We start from the raw sequence: 15,378 nt of genomic DNA, 5'->3' as shown, positions 1-15,378 counted from the left end.
ATGATGGACTACAGGATCATAGAAGGGAATGACCAGATCACTACAGAGGAAGCAGCCAGGCTGCTGAAAGCAACCTACTGGGCCAATAAACGGTCCCTGGAACAGATCGGGAAATCCATGCGGAACTCAGTGTGCTACGGTATCCGGCTTTCCGGGGAGGAAAAGCTGATTGGATTTGCCAGGGTGATCAGTGATTTCGCAACAACCTATTACCTGTGCGATGTGATCATTGATCCGGAATACCAGCACAGGGGACTGGGGAAGGCACTGGTTGCCCACATTGTGGCCAGGCCGGAATATGAAGGCCTGCGCGGATTCCTGATGACCAGGGATGCCCATGGCCTTTACGCGCAATACGGCTTTGTGCCGGTGCAGGGCAGGGCCATGGAACGGGCACCTGGACAATGAAAGAACACGGGGGAAGCTGTGATGGAAATCTGGGATCTGTATGATGAACTGGGAAGAAAAACCGGTGAAACGTGGGAACGATCCCGGATAACAGATATTCCGGAAGGCAGATACCATCTCGTGTGCGATATACTGATCAGGCACCGGGACGGAACATTTCTCCTGACGCTCCGGGATTCCCGAAAGGAAATGTATCCCGGATGTTGGGAAGCCAGCGCCGGAGGAGCCGCTCTGGCGGGTGAAACGCCGGAAGAAGCAGCACGCAGGGAAATGCGGGAGGAAACCGGCCTGGAAGCGGAAACGCTGGAGCTGATCGGGATCACGCGGAATCCGAAAACAAAGTCGGTTGTTTACGCCTATTTGGCTATGGTGGACAGCGCAAAAGATGCCATCAGCCTTCAGGAGGGGGAAACGATTGACTATCAGTGGACAGACCCCAAAGCATTCCTTGACCTGATTCCGAATGAGCCGGTACTACAAAAACAGTATGCAAGGTATAAACCCTATCTGGATCAGATGGAAATAAGCTGACAGGGGAAAAGCGACATAAAAAACGGAGAAGCATCATGATCAGTCAGATAAAGGATAAGAAAGTCATTTTTTTCGATGTGGGCTATACACTGGACAGGCCGGCATCAGGAGACTGGCTGTTTACGAATATGTTCCTGGAACTGGCCGGGAAACGGCTGAAGCTGCACAGCGACGAGGAGATTCGGGACGCCAGGGAAGCCGGTATACGCTTCCTGAACCAGGATCACCTGCTGACCTCTGTTGAAGCGGAATATAAGCAGTTTATCCAGTTTTATTCCATTATCTCGGAGAAGCTCCAGCTGGGACTGACCGGTGAGGAACGGGAAGCGATTGCCCGGGACCGAGCCTACAATATGAAAAACTATATTCCCTATCCGGGGATCCGGGAAGTGCTGGAAACGCTGGGTAAAACGCATAAGCTCGGTGTCATCTCCGATACCTGGCCAAGCATCGTTCCCCAGCTGGAATATCTCGGCGTATCGCAGTATTTTTCGTTCACGACTTTCAGCTGTTCCCTCGGAACGGTTAAGCCGGATAAACGCATGTACCTGGACGCGCTGGGAAAGGCCGGCGTTCCTGCCGGGGAAACGGTCTTTATTGATGACAGCGTAAACAATCTTGAAGGTGCTGCGGCTTTGGGGATCACACCGATCCTGATCGCGGCGAACCCGGCTTCCGATGTGGATACCGTTTATCTGAAGATCCGGGACCTGAGGGAATTAATCCGGTAAACACAGGAGTAATGTTCATGAGTCTTTCTTTTGTTCAAACGGGGGTGGAAGCGCCTGACGCACAAACGATGCTGCGGGAGCTGAATGAAACCCTGATGGGAATCCTGGGCCATAACGGAACGGCGCATGTATGCCTGGATGATTTCAGCCAGGAAAAGGCTTTCTTCCTTGTGGGCTATGATGATGACATTCCTGTCTGCTGCGCGGGAGTCCGCAGGATGGATGACAGAACCGGTGAAATCAAACGTGTCTATGCGCGGAAGAACAGGAAGGGAATCGGCGCGGCGCTGATGAAGGCAGTGGAGGAACTGGCCGGAAGGACCGGATACAGGCGACTGGTGCTGGAGTGCCGGGAGGGGAATCCCCACGCAATCGCGTTTTACAAGAAAAACGGATACACGGTGTGTGAAAACTATCCGCCTTATGACAATGAGGCGGATGCCGTATGCCTGGACAAGGACCTGGAATGAGCGTTCCGGAGGATGCTATGGACAGAGAAGTGACAGCACTGGGGGAAACATACCGGATCATCCGGCTGCTGGGACACGGAAAGGGCGGGTATTCCTACCTGGCGGAGAAGGACAACCGGCAGTTCGTACTGAAACAGATCCATCATGAGCCCTGTGACTATTACACCTTCGGCAACAAGATCGAGGCGGAACGCCGGGACTATGAGCGCCTGAAACAGGCGGGGATCAGGATCCCGGAAATGATCGCCATTGACGAAAAAACAGAACGGATCGTCAAGGAATACATCGAAGGGGATACTGTCTTTGACCTGGTAAGGAGCGGACAATCCGCTGCTCCTTACCTGGAACAGGTGAGGGAGATGGCCGGAAAGGCCAAAGCGGCCGGACTGAACATTGATTATTTTCCGACGAATTTCGTGATCCGCAACGGCCTGATCTGGTATGTGGATTATGAATGCAACGAATACATGGACGAATGGAACCTGGAGAACTGGGGCATCAGATACTGGTCACGGACGCCGGAGTTTGAGGAATACCTGGCACAGCATCCGGAATGAACGGCAGTCTGCGGAAAAAATGTGTACGCGGATGAAATAAAAAAGCTTTTGCTTTCGTCTATTATGTAGGGAACGTTCAGTTCTCCAGAAATACGAGGTGAAAACAGGTGAAGAAGTATTCATTTCTGATGCTCCTGGCAGCAGTATGCCTGCTGGTATCAGCAGCCTGCGCGGCTCCCGCGGTGACGGACGGCCAGACAACCGGATGGATCGCGGAAAACGGATACCTGTGCATCCAGAGCGGTGATGAAAGCTACCGCCAGATCCCGCTGGTGATGGAAGACCTGATCCAGGCCACAGAAAACGGGATCATCTGCCAGACGAAAGACCAGGGCGTTGTTGTGGTGAACAAAGATGGCGCCATGTACAGAAAAGCGGAAGGCGCCGAAGCGGCAGCTCCCGGTGCTGTCCAGATGAAGCTGGAAAACGGGATCCTGACTGTTGACGGAACCGCTGTTTCCGTGACTGCCGGGGCGATGGTCAGCGACGGCACCTACCTGTATTATGTGGAGAAAACGGATGCGGGATGGATCCTGCGGGTCCGGGACGTTGTTGAGAACAAAGACAGGGCGATCGTTCCGGGAAGCAGGGATGCTTATGTTACGGGATTGTCCGGCAGACTGGTGGATGAACCCGAAAGCCTGACCGTTACCCGGGATGCCCTGACACTGACCGGGAAAAACCACCGGGTTGAGGTGATGGACCTGAAGACCGGCGGCTTTACAAACTATCCCCAGATCAGTGACCAGACAGCCGGGGCATGCGTGATGAATGGCATCCTGTACCGCTATACGCAGCCGGAACCGCAGAAATGGGCGCTGGAAAATGCCGCAGCGGAGACTGTTTCCCTGTCCGCAACCGCTCAGCCGGCGGTTCAGGCGGCTTCTGTGACAGCTGCCCCTGTGGTAACAGCGGCTCCTGTGGTGACGGCGGCACCGACGAAGGCTCCGGCCAAGAACACGGAAAAGACCTCATCCGGTGACCTGATCGATGAAGACGGTACCGTTCATAACGGCGCCAAGGGCAAAACCGTACGGAAAATCCAGCAGCGCCTGGCTGACCTGGGTTATCCGACGGGCAGCGTTGACGGCAGCTACGGCGAGCTGACCCAGATCGCCATCGACCTGTTCTGTGAAACGGCGGGCCTGAAGAAACACAACTATATTTCTCCTTCCGTACAGAAGAAACTGTTTGCGGATGACGCACCGTTCTTTGATGCCTATGTTCCGCTGAAGAAGGGCGACCGCAGCACCCGGGTGAAGGCGATGCAGAAGCGCCTGAAGGACATGAGATATGATCCCGGAAAGGCGGACGGCGTTTACGGCGCAAAGACTGTTGCGGCTGTAGCCCTGTTCCAGCGGGATTACGGCATTGCCCTTGCAAACCAGGAGATACCGGGTGAATATGCCTCCAGGGAGATGCTGGAGACGCTGTTCACCACGAATCCGAGGCTTGCCCCGGCAACATCGACAGACATCCGCTAAAGAAGAAAATGAAGGGGAATCCGGTGAAAAACCGGATTCCCCTTTTTTGCAAAAAATGTGATTGCCCGGCACTCCGGACGGGAGTATAATGGGCGAAAATATCTGCCGGCCGATACAAACGGCGCAGAGGAACAGCGGAGGAAAACAAATGGCACAGCTGCCTTATCTCGCGGTGATCGTTGACCTGGACCGGACGCTGCTGCGGACAGACAAAACAGTTTCAGACTATACCCTGGAAGTGCTGCAGGCCTGGCGTGAAGCAGGCGCTTTCCTGCTTGCGGCAACGGCAAGACCGGAACGGGCGATTACCGAATACAGAGACCTGATCGGATTCCATGCGGCCACCACGCTGAACGGCGCACGGACTGTGACTCCCGACAGCGTATATGAGAATACCATTGATACAGAGGACGCTGTATCCATCCTGGAACAGCTTTTACGGCAGGAAGGCGCGGTGATCTCCGTGGAAGCGGAGAACGGCATCTATGCCAACTCGGATATCCCCGTATGGCATCCGGCGGTGATCGATGACATCGGGATGCTGCCCCGGAGAGAAAAGATCTATAAGATCCTGGCAAGTCATCCGGACATGCCTCCGGAACAAATTGCTGTTGACCTGCCGGAAAATGTGTACAGCACTGTGGCGGACAAGAAACTGCGCCAGTATATGAGTAAAGCCGCGACCAAATGGCGCGGCATCCGGCAGATGCTGGAGAATGTGAATGTGGAAACAGAAAAAGCCGTTTATTTCGGGGATGACAATGATGACGCGGAACCGATCAGGAGATGCGGTTACGGCGTTGCGGTGAAGAATGCCCTTGATCACATCAAAGAGATTGCGGACGAGATCACGGAAAGCAACGATGAGGACGGAGTGGCCAGAGCCCTGGACAGACTGTGGCCCCGGAAATGAATCAATCTTCTGTCCTGGGAGGAAGCAGCTCACCGAGGGGCAGTTCACCGGGAACAACATTGGCGGCATACCAGAGATTGGTGCCGTCGCTTGTGACCAGGAGATTACCGTCTTTCATGGACAGATAGACGGCGTCTTTTCCGGCGTAGGCTGTATGAAAGGCAAAGGACTTGACCGGTCCTGCCTGGCGGCCGGGAATGAGTACCAGGCGGGGATCCATGTGCCGGAAGCATTCCTTGGTCATGGTCATGGGCTCAAGACCGTGATGAGGGAAGGAAAGGACGTCAATATCCGCCGTTTCCTCCGGCCAGTTTTTACAGACGGTGCGTTCCACAAAATCACCGGTGAACAGGAAGCGATGGTTTCCCCAGGTGACGATGAAATTCAGGGAATCATGGTTGAAGGTGCCGACCAGGTTATCCCGGAACACGGGACCGACGCAAAGAATATCCAGCGGGCCGGCGGTAAAGTGATCCCCGTCGATCAGGTGACGGTAGATGCCGGTGGGGAGGGGCGCCAGTTCGGCATACAGTTCCGGGGTGGAACCGTAGACGACGGTGTCCTCCCGGCCATAGAGCTCCATCAGGGTGTCCACGTTATAGCAGTGATCGTTATGCCAGTGGGTGACAAAATACAGGTCCACATGGTCGATGCCGACAGCTTCCAGATAATCAAAGAGCGGATAGTTATGAACATGCTGCGCGATGGGGAGGGTGCTGTCGGTTCCGCAGTCAACGAGGACGGTGTAGTCCCCGACGGTGAGGAGATAGGCATCTCCGCAGCCGATATCAATCTGGTGCAGGCGAAGGAGTGTACTGTCCGGGGAAGGAGAAGGAACAGCAGTGTCCGGGGATTGTTCGGCGGAAGCCGGCAGGACAGCCGCTGCCAGGACAAGAACCAGGATCCAGGAAATCAGTTTGTGAAACAGGCGCATGGATTTCAATTCTCCTTCAACAGTGAATTCCCGCACAGAGCGGTTTTTTTTATTTTGCCTTCCTTGTGATCTCCGTGTCATTGACCAGGCTGCTGAGCGAATAGACAAAGAGAACTGCCTTTGTATCCTCGCTGCGGGCAAAGACGTCAGAAAATACACCTGTGCAGTAGCGTGCGTCCACGGCAATAATACGGCGGAAATGAGCGCTGAGCAGGGGCAGGAGGCAGTTGGCCATGGAATCCTTGAAGACGACAAGCGTGCCTTCCGGCGCGTCGGGACGCTCAATGATCAGCGTTCCGTGGTTGCCGTGCAGGTACACGGCATATCCATCCCAGGTTCCGGCATCCTCCGGGAAGATCAGACGGTTTTCGGAGGACTCAGCATCCCTGTCGATGAAGGTTACCCGGACGGGAGAGTCCGGCTCGGCACAGACAAGCGTATCCTCCCAAAAGGCAGGAAGGCCGGAACGGGACAGGGTGGTTCCCCGGAAGCCGGGATATTCCGTGATACGGAAATCCTCCAGGGCCAGCGGTTTGTAGCCAAGCGGCCCGGACAAAGCCAGATAAGCCTGCCATGCTCCCTGAAGGGTCCAGTGATGGTCGGTAGTATAGTACATGCCATCCGGCTCGGCATCAAACACGCCGGGCATGGGAACATAGTTTTCGCAGGCATCAAGGACGGCATAGCCTGTTGCTTCCGACCGATACTGGCGGCCGAGCACCGGAAAGATCCGATCCCGGAGCAGCCAGCCGTGGGTATGGGGCGAAAGCACATACCATGGCACACCACCGGCCTTGCCGGCCAGCTTTTCAAAGCGGCGGAGCTTTGTGCTGATGCTGTCGGCATTGATTTCCACCGGAGGCTCAATGACAGAACCGGAGGTGTACCATGTGCTGAGCTGGGAATCGCGTCCGGTGAGGAACAGACCACTGCTGTCCAGGGCGATGAGAGCCTGCCTTCCGGGAATATGGTCGGAAAGGAAGTCCTCAGTTTCCCTGTCCGTTGTCCAGGTGTTCAGGTCCGGAGCGGCCGGGCGGTTCGCCAGGTAACGGCGTTCCCAGTCGCTGAACTCTCCGCCGCCGCAGAAGACGGCTGCGAGCCCGAGGGCAAGCAGAATGAGCATGCCCGCAATGACCGCGAAGCTGTCAGGAAATCTTTTTCTCTTTTTTTCCATGCGGACATCCTCCTTTCATCAGAACTGGAAATACACAAAGGGGGCATAGCCCTGGGAAACCAGCGCCGCCAGGCAGAGCAGGAACAGGATCGGCGCTGTGAAACGCCATTCCTGGATCCGGGGAAGAACCGGTGAAAAGGAAATCACCGCGCACAGTAGCAGCAGGGGGACAAAAGCAAGACAGGTCAGGGCCGCCCTGGATGAGGCAAAGCCGGCAAACCCGAACAGGGCGCTGAACAGAGGCGCCCCGAAACCGGAGAAAAGCCCCCAGCCGATCATGACGATCACAAAGGTGATGAACCTGCGGACCCAGGGAGCGCCTTTGTTGGTAAAGGGACGATCATGCAGGAGATGCTTTTCAAGGATCAGAAGGACCGCAAAATAAAGCCCCCAGAGGACAAAATGCCAGCCGGCACCGTGCCAAAGCCCGGTCAGGGCCCAGACGAAAAAGACATTCAGGTCCCGGCGCCAGGGGGAGCAGCGGTTGCCGCCCAGCGGGATATAAACATATTCGGTGAACCAGGTTGTCAGGGAAATATGCCACCGCCGCCAGAAACCGGTGAGACTTTCCGCACGGTACGGACGGCTGAAGTTTTCGGGGAAAACGAAACCAAGCGCCTCGCCAAGGCCGATGGCCATATCGGAATAACCGGAGAAATCAAAATAGATCTGGAAAGAGAAAGCGAGAAGCCCCATCCAGGCACCCAGGGCGCCGGCCTGTGACAGGTCGGCGTTCATCTGCCCCCAGAAACGGCCGAGGGCATCGGCAAGCAGGACCTTTTTGGCCAGGCCGACGCTGAAACGGCGGATACCATGACGCATCTGAGCCCAGGTGGGCCGGGGATGCTCAATCAGCTGTTTTTCCAGGTCAATGTAGCGGACAATGGGACCGGCCACGAGCTGGGGAAAGAGGGAAAGATAGACGCCGAAGATGACCGGTGAACGCTGAGGACGGGAGTCCTTCCGCCACACATCAATCACATAGGAGATGGCCTGGAATGTAAAGAAAGAAATGCCGGCGGGCAGGACGGGCGTTTTGATCCCGGGACTCCGGCCGAAACACTGCTCAAGCAGGGAATCAGCGGCGGCAAAGCCGTCCCAGCCGGTCAGGTCCCGGATCGTATCCCGGAAGAAACCGGCGTATTTAAACCAGAAAAGGGGAAGGAGATCCAGGATGATGATCAGGATCAGGAAAACCCTGCGGTTTTTTCCGCCGCGGGTCATCAGCAGCGTGCCGCCCCAGCTGACGAGTACGCACCAGGCCAGAAGCAGCAGCCAGCGGGGAGAACCCCAGCCATAAAAAAGCAGGGATGCCGCCAGAAGAAAAGGCATCCTTGCTTTTTGGGGCATGAGCCGGTAGCCCAGAAGCACGCAGGGCATGAAAAGCAGCAAATAGGTCAACGAACTGAAGACCATAAGGTGTTACTCCTCCTGAAGCAATAAACTGGCTTCCTCAGGATCCGGAGGAGCAACGGACAAAACCAGAAGCAGATTTTCCTGACGGACTGCTGCTTCGCTCAGGGCGCGGTAAACATCCGGCAGGTAATTGCGGGTTGCCTTGAGGCGGTGTTCCAGATACAGCGATAACAGGGTGGAAATACGTTCTGCGGCTTCCTCATCGACAGCGCGGACGAGAACCAGCTCCCGTCCGGAGAGCGCGTCATAATCTGCCAGGTAAGCATAGTCTGAATAGTCTTCCGGAGCGATGCCGATGACGTCGTACAGTTCATCCTCATCCATGCGAATCAGGTCGCTGCTGTCTTCCGCGACACGGAGAACACGATCCATCAGGGTTTCTGATGCTTTTTCCGCACAGGACGGGATCAGGACGAAGCAGAAGGACAGAATCAGCAGCAGGGAGATGACGTGTTTCATGGCTCGTTCCCTCCTTCCGGAAGTGATTCACCGGCGTCATCAAAGGGATTCCAGAGACCGGCATCATACTGTTCCTGGGCATATTCTTTCATGCGGTCCAGCCAGATGACCAGTCCTTCATCGCTGATATGACAGATCTTATCGCTGGAATACTCCTCCAGCAGGTAGTTGTTTTCATCCTTCAGTGCTTCCGCAATATCAATATATCCACCGCCGGTGGACACACACAGTTCCTTCAGGAGAGCGTTATATTCATCCAGCTTATCCTGATAGCCGGGGAAGTCTATCTTCTTTTCAAATTTAGGAGTGACGGGCGTTTCGGAGAAGAAGTACACCACGGTGTCCGGGGAATGCTCCTTCATGGTTGTGATGACCTTTTCCGCCCAGGAAAGCCCTTTATCGATCTTGGTAGCAATCTCATCATTCAGGCCGAGCATCACGAAGGCCTTTTTCGGACTGAGCTCTTTGGCAATTTCATAGATGGTCCGGTCGTTGCCGTGAAAGTAGTAATGGAAATCACCGCTCAGGTAATTCCGGCTGGCGGCATAGAGACCGATGCTGGAGGTGCAGATGATGGTGGTCTTGCGCAGGAAGGATTCATCTGTCTGCCGGACGGCGGAGCAGTAACGCTTGAGCGCCTCCATCCTGGAATCGCCGAAAAGGACGCAGTCATCATAATAACTGAGCAGGACACTGTCATCCAGCTTTTCAGCACAGGCCAGGGGAGCAAGAAAGGAAAATAAAAGGATAGAAACCACCAGCAACGCAATCCGTTTCATGGTAAATGCCACCTCATGAAAGTCTCTATGATCAATCTTTGTAAACCTATTGTATATCAACCGTTCGGGAAAGTCCATACCGGAAATGCAACTGCAAAAAAACTGACGAAAAAAGGCCGGATCAGTCGATGCTGATCCCTGCCTCTTCGAATTTATCCCGCATGGTGGGATTCCCTTTGGTGAGCTTTTTAATGGTGAGATCCTGCGCCTTGTCATTAGCCAGACGAAGCTGGTTGCCGGATTTGGTCAGGGATTCCTTGACACGCTCCAGGTGCTTGATGGTCTCATCAATCTCTGCGATGGCTTTTTCAAAATGGGACTGGGCGATCTGGTAATTCTTTCCGAATTTATCACGGAACTCCAGAAGAGCCTGGTCAAACTGCTCCACATCCAGGTTCTGGCGGCGGACCGTTTCCAGTTCCCGGCGGACCTGGGTATTGGAAAGGGCAGCGTTTCGCAGGAGGGAAATCAGCGGGAGGAAAAACTGCGGGCGGACGATGTACATCTTTTCATACCGGTATTCGGTGACAATGCCGGCGTTATACAGGTCGCTGTCAGGCTCCAGCATGGTTACCAGCACCGCGTACTCACAGTTTTTCTTTTTGCGGTCTTTGTCCAGCTTATCGATGAAGTCTTCATTCTTATGCTTTTTCTCGGTGGCGTCCGCCTCATTTTTCATTTCGAAAAGGATGGAGAGCAGGGGAAGACCGTCCTCGGTTTCCTCCCGGTAAACAAAGTCACCTTTTGTGCCCTCTATCACTTCATTATCCTTTTCAAAGTAGGCACGGGGGAAAGCCATCATCCGGACCTGGTTGAATGTGGTCAGGCAGTGCTGCTCCAGGCTTTCACCGATCATTTTGGTGGACTGGCGGAGCTTAAAGTCCCGATATTGTTCCACTTCTGCTTCCAAACGCTCCACTTCTGTTTTGTGGGCATCCTTCAGGCTTTGTTCGCGGATCGCTGCCGCCTGTTTTTCCAGCTCTATTTTATCCTTCAGGGAGATAATCTCGGTATCTTTGGCCTGAACGGCCGTCTGAACGGCAAGCTGTTTTTCCGTTTCCGCTGCCCTGGCGTTTTCCTTCAGCTGCAGGATTTCCCGGTCTTTTCCGGCCAGGTCAAGCTTATGTTTCGCATCCAGCTCGGCGAGCGCTTTTTCCTGGACAGCAGCGCTTTCACGGCGAACTGAACTGATCCGGTCCGCCACTTCCTTTTCAAACAGGGCGTTCCGTACCTGGGAAACAATAGAGGCATACCCGGCTTCATCCACCTGGAAAACTTTTCCGCAATTGGGACACTTAATCTCGTTCATGGCTACCTCCCCGGATCAGCTATGGAACCATAGGCATATTATTGGTATATATTTTACCATAGAGAAAAGAAAAATGTCCATGAAATGAATTGTCACCCATAATGCGCAGAAATGGTTGACGATCGGGTGATGGAATGGTATCATCTCCCGGAATGAAACGGAGGGGAGGGCCTGCATGTATATCAGGGAAAAGGCTCTGGCACTGCTGGAAACAGGAGATACTGTGTCCGGTGAACAGCTGGCGAAGGAACTGGGTGTCAGCCGGAACGCGGTGTGGAAGGTGATGAAGCGCCTGCGGGAAGACGGCTATGAGATCGAAGCGGTGACGAACCGCGGATACAGGCTGGTCTCCGCTCCGGACGTGCTGACAGAGGCAGGCATCCGCAGATGGCTGAAGACCCGGGAGCTGGGCAGGGAGCTCGAGATCCATGACCGGCTTGATTCCACCAATAACCGGGCCAAGATACTGGCTGCGAACGGCGCAAAGCACGGCACGGTCATCATTGCTGACAGCCAGAGCGGCGGGCGCGGGCGGCAGGGACGCAGCTTCTTCTCTCCGGATCACAGCGGCGTATACCTGACCATTATCCTGCGGCCGGACTGTGCACCGGACCGGGCGGGGCTGCTGACATCCCTGGCGGCGGTGGCAACAGCCAGGGCGGTGGAGAAAACCGCGGATGTGAAGGCTGATATCAAATGGGTGAATGACCTGTATGTAAACGACCGGAAGATCTGCGGCATTCTGTGCGAAGCCGGCCTGGGCATGGAAGCCGGCAGGCTGGAATACGCTGTAGTCGGGATCGGTGTGAACACGGCACGTATGCAGTTTCCGCCTGAGCTGAAGGATATTGCCACCTCCATCGGCAATGAATGCGGTGAAGCGCCGGAACGGAACAGGCTGATCGCAGAGATCCTGAATGAGACAGAAGCCCTGCTGGGTGATCTGGGGACAGGGCATTTCCTGGCGGAAAGCCGGAAAAGGTCCAATGTGATCGGCCGGACAGTGACGGTGATCGAGGGTGACAAAAGGTATCCCGCCAAAGCGGTGGATATTGACGACCAGGGCCGGCTGGTGATTGAAACTCCGGAGGGGCGCACCTGCCTGAACTACGGTGAGGTAAGCCTGAAACTGACGGAAAAGAGAGATAAGTAAAACATGAAAACAAAAGATATGACACTGATTGCCGTGATGGCGGCGCTGATCTGCGTGGCGGGACCGCTGACGATCCCCGTGGGGCCGATCCCGCTGTCCCTGGCAACTTTCGCGGTCTACCTGGCAGGATCGGTGCTGGGACGGAAAAAAGGAACTATCGCCGTGGGACTTTACCTGCTGATCGGCATCATCGGAGTACCGGTTTTCAGCGGGTTCAGCGGCGGATTCCAAAAGCTGGCCGGGGTGACCGGCGGCTACCTGATCGGATACCTGCCCTGCGCGTATCTTTCCGGCGTGGGAGCGGAGAAACGGGACAATACCGGCTGGTGGTTCCACGTGCTGATGATGACAGCCGGGACAGTGGTTCTGTACGCCATCGGAACGATCGTCTTCATGCAGCATACAGGGAACGCCCTTGGGGCTGCGCTCTCCCTGTGCGTAATCCCGTTCCTGCCGGGAGACGCGATCAAAGTCGCCGCAACGGCTTTGATCACACAGACGCTCAGAAAAGCTGTCTTCGCAAAGAATTCATAATATCATCATTGATGCTGAAAGCGTGTACGGGAAACGTACATGCTTTTTTTATCTGTAAATAAAAAAAACAGTAGGCAACAGAAACGTTTCGTGTATAATGGAGGCAGCCAATACAACAAAGAAAGAGCGGGTTGCAAATATGAAGTTTGAACCGACGTTTGAGTCACTGCGGCAATATTCCGCACCGGAATGGTTCCGGGATGCCAAATTCGGAATCTGGAGCCACTGGGGTCCCCAAAGCGTACCGATGTTCGGGGACTGGTATGCCCGGAATATGTATATCCAGGGACAGCCGCAGTATGAATACCACCTGCGGCATTACGGGCATCCTTCCAAATTCGGGTATAAGGATATCTGCGCCCTGTGGAAGGCGGAGAAGTTTGATCCGGACGCACTGATGGCGAAATACTACAAGGCCGGGGCCCGGTACCTGATGACACAGGCAGTGCATCATGACCATTTCTTTAACTATGACTCCAAAATCAACCGCATGAACAGTGTGAACGTTGGACCGGGAAAGGATATCCTGGCCATGTGGAAGGCTGCGGCGGACAAGTACCACCTGCCCTTCGGCATCAGTGAACACCTGGGGGCATCCTTTTCCTGGTGGCGGGTGAACAAAGGCTGCGACAAGACCGGACCCTATGCAGGTGTGCCCTATGACGGCAATGATCCGGCTTATCAGGATTTCTATCACGCAAACCAGGGACACGGAACAGGGGAGGACCTTAACCCGTGGTATACAGGGAATGAACAGTTCCGGGACTACTGGCTGAAGTGCGTTAATGAGATGATCGACCGGTTCCAGCCGGATTTGCTGTATTCCGACGGCGTACTGCCTTTCGGGGAACACTGGATGGCGGAGCAGGGCGAATTGAAAGACCTTTCGGTGTACGACCGCGGCCTGCAGGCAGTAGCGAGGCTTTATAATACCTCCATTGACCGGTATGGAGAGAACCGGGCTGTTTACCTGCAGAAGGACCGGCGGGAAGAAATCTTCAGCGTTGGCGTGCTGGATATCGAGAAGAGCCAGCTGCCCGGTATCATGCCGGAACCCTGGCATACGGACACCTGCATCGGCAACTGGTTCTATGATGTGCATTATCCCTACAAGAGTCCGGAACAGATCATTGAGATGCTGGTGGATATCATCTCCAAGAACGGCGTCATGCTGCTGAACGTCCTCCAGAGGCCGGACGGCACCATCGATGAGGACGCGGAATTCATCCTGGACAAGCTGGCAGAGTGGTTCGCAATCAACAGTGAGGCAGTATACGGAACGAGGCCGTGGCGGACCTTCGGCGAAGGGGAAACCAGGGTGAAGATTGACGGCTTCACTGAGGAAAAGACCGACTGGAACCTGAGCGACGTCCGCTTCGTACAGAAGGACGGCACAGTATACGCCTTCCTGCTGGGCGCGAAGGGCGGAGAAACAGTGACGCTGCGCAGCTTTGCGGAGGACGAAGTGAAGAGCGTGGAGCTGCTGGGATACGGAGCAGTTGAATTCAGGAAGGAGCTGGGCGTTCTCCTGGTGAGGCTGCCGGAGAAGCTTCCCGGTTTCTGCGCGAATGTACTGAAGGTGAATTTATAATTCATAATTCATAATGTTTGCCGTTTGCCGTTTGACGGATGCATGTGGATGAAGACCAAAAGAAAACCCCGTACCGCAAGGTACGGGGAATTTTGCTTTGGAAATCAATCAGTCTCTTCTTTTTCCGAGGATGCTCAGGATCCGGATGAAGAGATTGGCGATATCCATATAGATGTCCAGTGCAGAGTCCACCGCGTTGTCCAGGGTAAAGGAGAACTGCTGGGCACGGTGGATATCATAGCCAATATACAGGCAGAAGAGACCGGCAACGAGCCAGTCTGTAATCTGCTGCTTCACGCCGAAAATCAGCAGAAGGATCTCACAGACGATCAGGCCGATCAGCACACCGGCGAGGGTACCGCCCAGTCTGGAAAAGAAATCCGGGGCGATCATAACGCAGGCCATCATGCCGATGGAAATCAGCAGAGTGTACAGGAAGGCGTCCGATACCACTTTGGAGCCGATGCCGCCGTAGGTTTCCACCATCAGGGTAATAACCAGCCCGAAGGGAATCACCACCAGGTTGTACCCCAGAAAACTGATCAGCGGGTTACGGGACCTGGAAGAAATGATGATACCGCAGAGGGCAAGCACCATATAACCGACCAGCAGGACGATGGGATTGACGGTAAAGATTGAGGTGCCGACAAACTCACACAGCAGGTAATTGACCAGCAGGCCCCACAGGAGCACAACCGCGATGGTGCCGTTATAGGCACGGGCGCTGATGAGGGCATGAGGATCCACCGGAGTGTTGAGCCGGAGCTCACGGGCTTTTTTGCCCAGGACCAGGCCGGTGGTGGTGACAGCCTTCACGGCTTCGGGCGACGCTGCACGGCCGGCCTGCTCCAGCGGGGCTCCGCAGGCATGGCAGGTTGAGGCGAAAGAGTCGTTTTCAGCCTGGCAGTTCGGACAGATCATTGCATATACACCTC

Annotated in this window: 17 protein-coding genes; 10 read left to right on the top strand and 7 right to left on the bottom strand. The window is 54.9% G+C overall.

What is annotated here, in order from left to right; all coding sequences use genetic code 11:
• The 7 genes from JYE50_RS08035 (at position 1) to JYE50_RS08005 (ending at position 5,094) form a co-directional block, all read left to right on the top strand.
• A complete protein-coding gene (locus tag JYE50_RS08035) occupies positions 1 to 408 on the top strand; it encodes a GNAT family N-acetyltransferase (protein WP_084095037.1) in 408 nt (135 codons plus the stop codon).
• A gap of 21 nt (positions 409 to 429) precedes the next feature.
• Positions 430 to 939, top strand: coding sequence for an NUDIX hydrolase (locus tag JYE50_RS08030; RefSeq protein WP_084095036.1), 510 nt, complete (start codon positions 430 to 432; stop codon positions 937 to 939).
• Positions 940 to 974: 35 nt separating this feature from the next.
• Positions 975 to 1,670: an HAD family hydrolase gene (locus tag JYE50_RS08025; RefSeq protein WP_084095035.1), complete on the top strand. Its 696-nt coding sequence runs from the start codon at positions 975 to 977 to the stop codon at positions 1,668 to 1,670.
• A 17-nt stretch (positions 1,671 to 1,687) separates the two neighbouring features.
• Positions 1,688 to 2,140: a GNAT family N-acetyltransferase gene (locus tag JYE50_RS08020; protein ID WP_179138249.1), complete on the top strand. Its 453-nt coding sequence runs from the start codon at positions 1,688 to 1,690 to the stop codon at positions 2,138 to 2,140.
• Positions 2,141 to 2,157: 17 nt separating this feature from the next.
• On the top strand, positions 2,158 to 2,697 hold the full coding sequence (locus JYE50_RS08015; RefSeq protein WP_084095578.1) for a BUD32 family EKC/KEOPS complex subunit: 540 nt from the start codon (positions 2,158 to 2,160) through the stop codon (positions 2,695 to 2,697).
• A 107-nt stretch (positions 2,698 to 2,804) separates the two neighbouring features.
• On the top strand, positions 2,805 to 4,181 hold the full coding sequence (locus JYE50_RS08010; protein ID WP_084095033.1) for a peptidoglycan-binding domain-containing protein: 1,377 nt from the start codon (positions 2,805 to 2,807) through the stop codon (positions 4,179 to 4,181).
• Positions 4,182 to 4,329: 148 nt separating this feature from the next.
• The gene (locus JYE50_RS08005; protein WP_179138248.1) at positions 4,330 to 5,094 is read left to right on the top strand and encodes an HAD hydrolase family protein; all 765 of its coding nucleotides are present in this window, start codon (positions 4,330 to 4,332) and stop codon (positions 5,092 to 5,094) included.
• A 1-nt stretch (position 5,095) separates the two neighbouring features.
• Here the strand turns inward: JYE50_RS08005 and JYE50_RS08000 are convergent, their stop codons facing one another.
• The 6 genes from JYE50_RS08000 to JYE50_RS07975 form a co-directional block, all read right to left on the bottom strand.
• Positions 5,096 to 6,028 carry a ComEC/Rec2 family competence protein gene (locus JYE50_RS08000; RefSeq protein ID WP_179138247.1) on the bottom strand — a complete coding sequence of 311 codons (933 nt, stop codon included), beginning with the start codon at positions 6,026 to 6,028 and terminating at the stop codon, positions 5,096 to 5,098.
• Positions 6,029 to 6,077: 49 nt separating this feature from the next.
• Positions 6,078 to 7,202 carry a DHHW family protein gene (locus JYE50_RS07995; RefSeq protein ID WP_084095030.1) on the bottom strand — a complete coding sequence of 375 codons (1,125 nt, stop codon included), beginning with the start codon at positions 7,200 to 7,202 and terminating at the stop codon, positions 6,078 to 6,080.
• An 18-nt stretch (positions 7,203 to 7,220) separates the two neighbouring features.
• Positions 7,221 to 8,618 (bottom strand): MBOAT family O-acyltransferase, encoded by a 1,398-nt coding sequence (locus JYE50_RS07990; RefSeq protein ID WP_084095029.1) that lies wholly within the window; start codon positions 8,616 to 8,618, stop codon positions 7,221 to 7,223.
• A 6-nt stretch (positions 8,619 to 8,624) separates the two neighbouring features.
• Positions 8,625 to 9,077, bottom strand: a complete 453-nt coding sequence (locus JYE50_RS07985; protein ID WP_084095028.1) for a DUF4358 domain-containing protein — start codon at positions 9,075 to 9,077, stop codon at positions 8,625 to 8,627.
• Positions 9,074 to 9,856, bottom strand: a complete 783-nt coding sequence (locus JYE50_RS07980) for a GDSL-type esterase/lipase family protein (RefSeq protein WP_179138246.1) — start codon at positions 9,854 to 9,856, stop codon at positions 9,074 to 9,076. Before JYE50_RS07980 ends, JYE50_RS07985 begins: the two co-directional genes overlap by 4 nt.
• Before the next feature lie 121 nt (positions 9,857 to 9,977).
• Positions 9,978 to 11,165: a DUF2130 domain-containing protein gene (locus tag JYE50_RS07975; RefSeq protein ID WP_084095026.1), complete on the bottom strand. Its 1,188-nt coding sequence runs from the start codon at positions 11,163 to 11,165 to the stop codon at positions 9,978 to 9,980.
• Between the two features lie 175 nt (positions 11,166 to 11,340).
• On the opposite strand from JYE50_RS07975, the gene JYE50_RS07970 reads away from it, so the two are divergent.
• The 3 genes from JYE50_RS07970 (at position 11,341) to JYE50_RS07960 (ending at position 14,443) form a co-directional block, all read left to right on the top strand.
• Positions 11,341 to 12,318 (top strand): biotin--[acetyl-CoA-carboxylase] ligase, encoded by a 978-nt coding sequence (locus JYE50_RS07970; protein WP_084095025.1) that lies wholly within the window; start codon positions 11,341 to 11,343, stop codon positions 12,316 to 12,318.
• Between the two features lie 3 nt (positions 12,319 to 12,321).
• Complete coding sequence (locus tag JYE50_RS07965) at positions 12,322 to 12,852, top strand: biotin transporter BioY (protein WP_084095024.1); 531 nt, start codon at positions 12,322 to 12,324, stop codon at positions 12,850 to 12,852.
• Between the two features lie 97 nt (positions 12,853 to 12,949).
• The gene (locus tag JYE50_RS07960; protein ID WP_084095023.1) at positions 12,950 to 14,443 is read left to right on the top strand and encodes an alpha-L-fucosidase; all 1,494 of its coding nucleotides are present in this window, start codon (positions 12,950 to 12,952) and stop codon (positions 14,441 to 14,443) included.
• A 108-nt stretch (positions 14,444 to 14,551) separates the two neighbouring features.
• Here the strand turns inward: JYE50_RS07960 and JYE50_RS07955 are convergent, their stop codons facing one another.
• Positions 14,552 to 15,364 (bottom strand): Bax inhibitor-1 family protein, encoded by an 813-nt coding sequence (locus tag JYE50_RS07955; RefSeq protein ID WP_084095022.1) that lies wholly within the window; start codon positions 15,362 to 15,364, stop codon positions 14,552 to 14,554.
• Positions 15,365 to 15,378: the final 14 nt, after the last annotated feature.

The sequence above is a fragment of the Aristaeella lactis genome, from assembly GCF_018118585.1.
Classification (GTDB): Bacteria; Bacillota; Clostridia; order Christensenellales; family Aristaeellaceae; genus Aristaeella; species Aristaeella lactis.
Note: the sequence above shows the minus strand (reverse complement) of the source record. Positions and strands in the feature narration are given on the sequence as shown.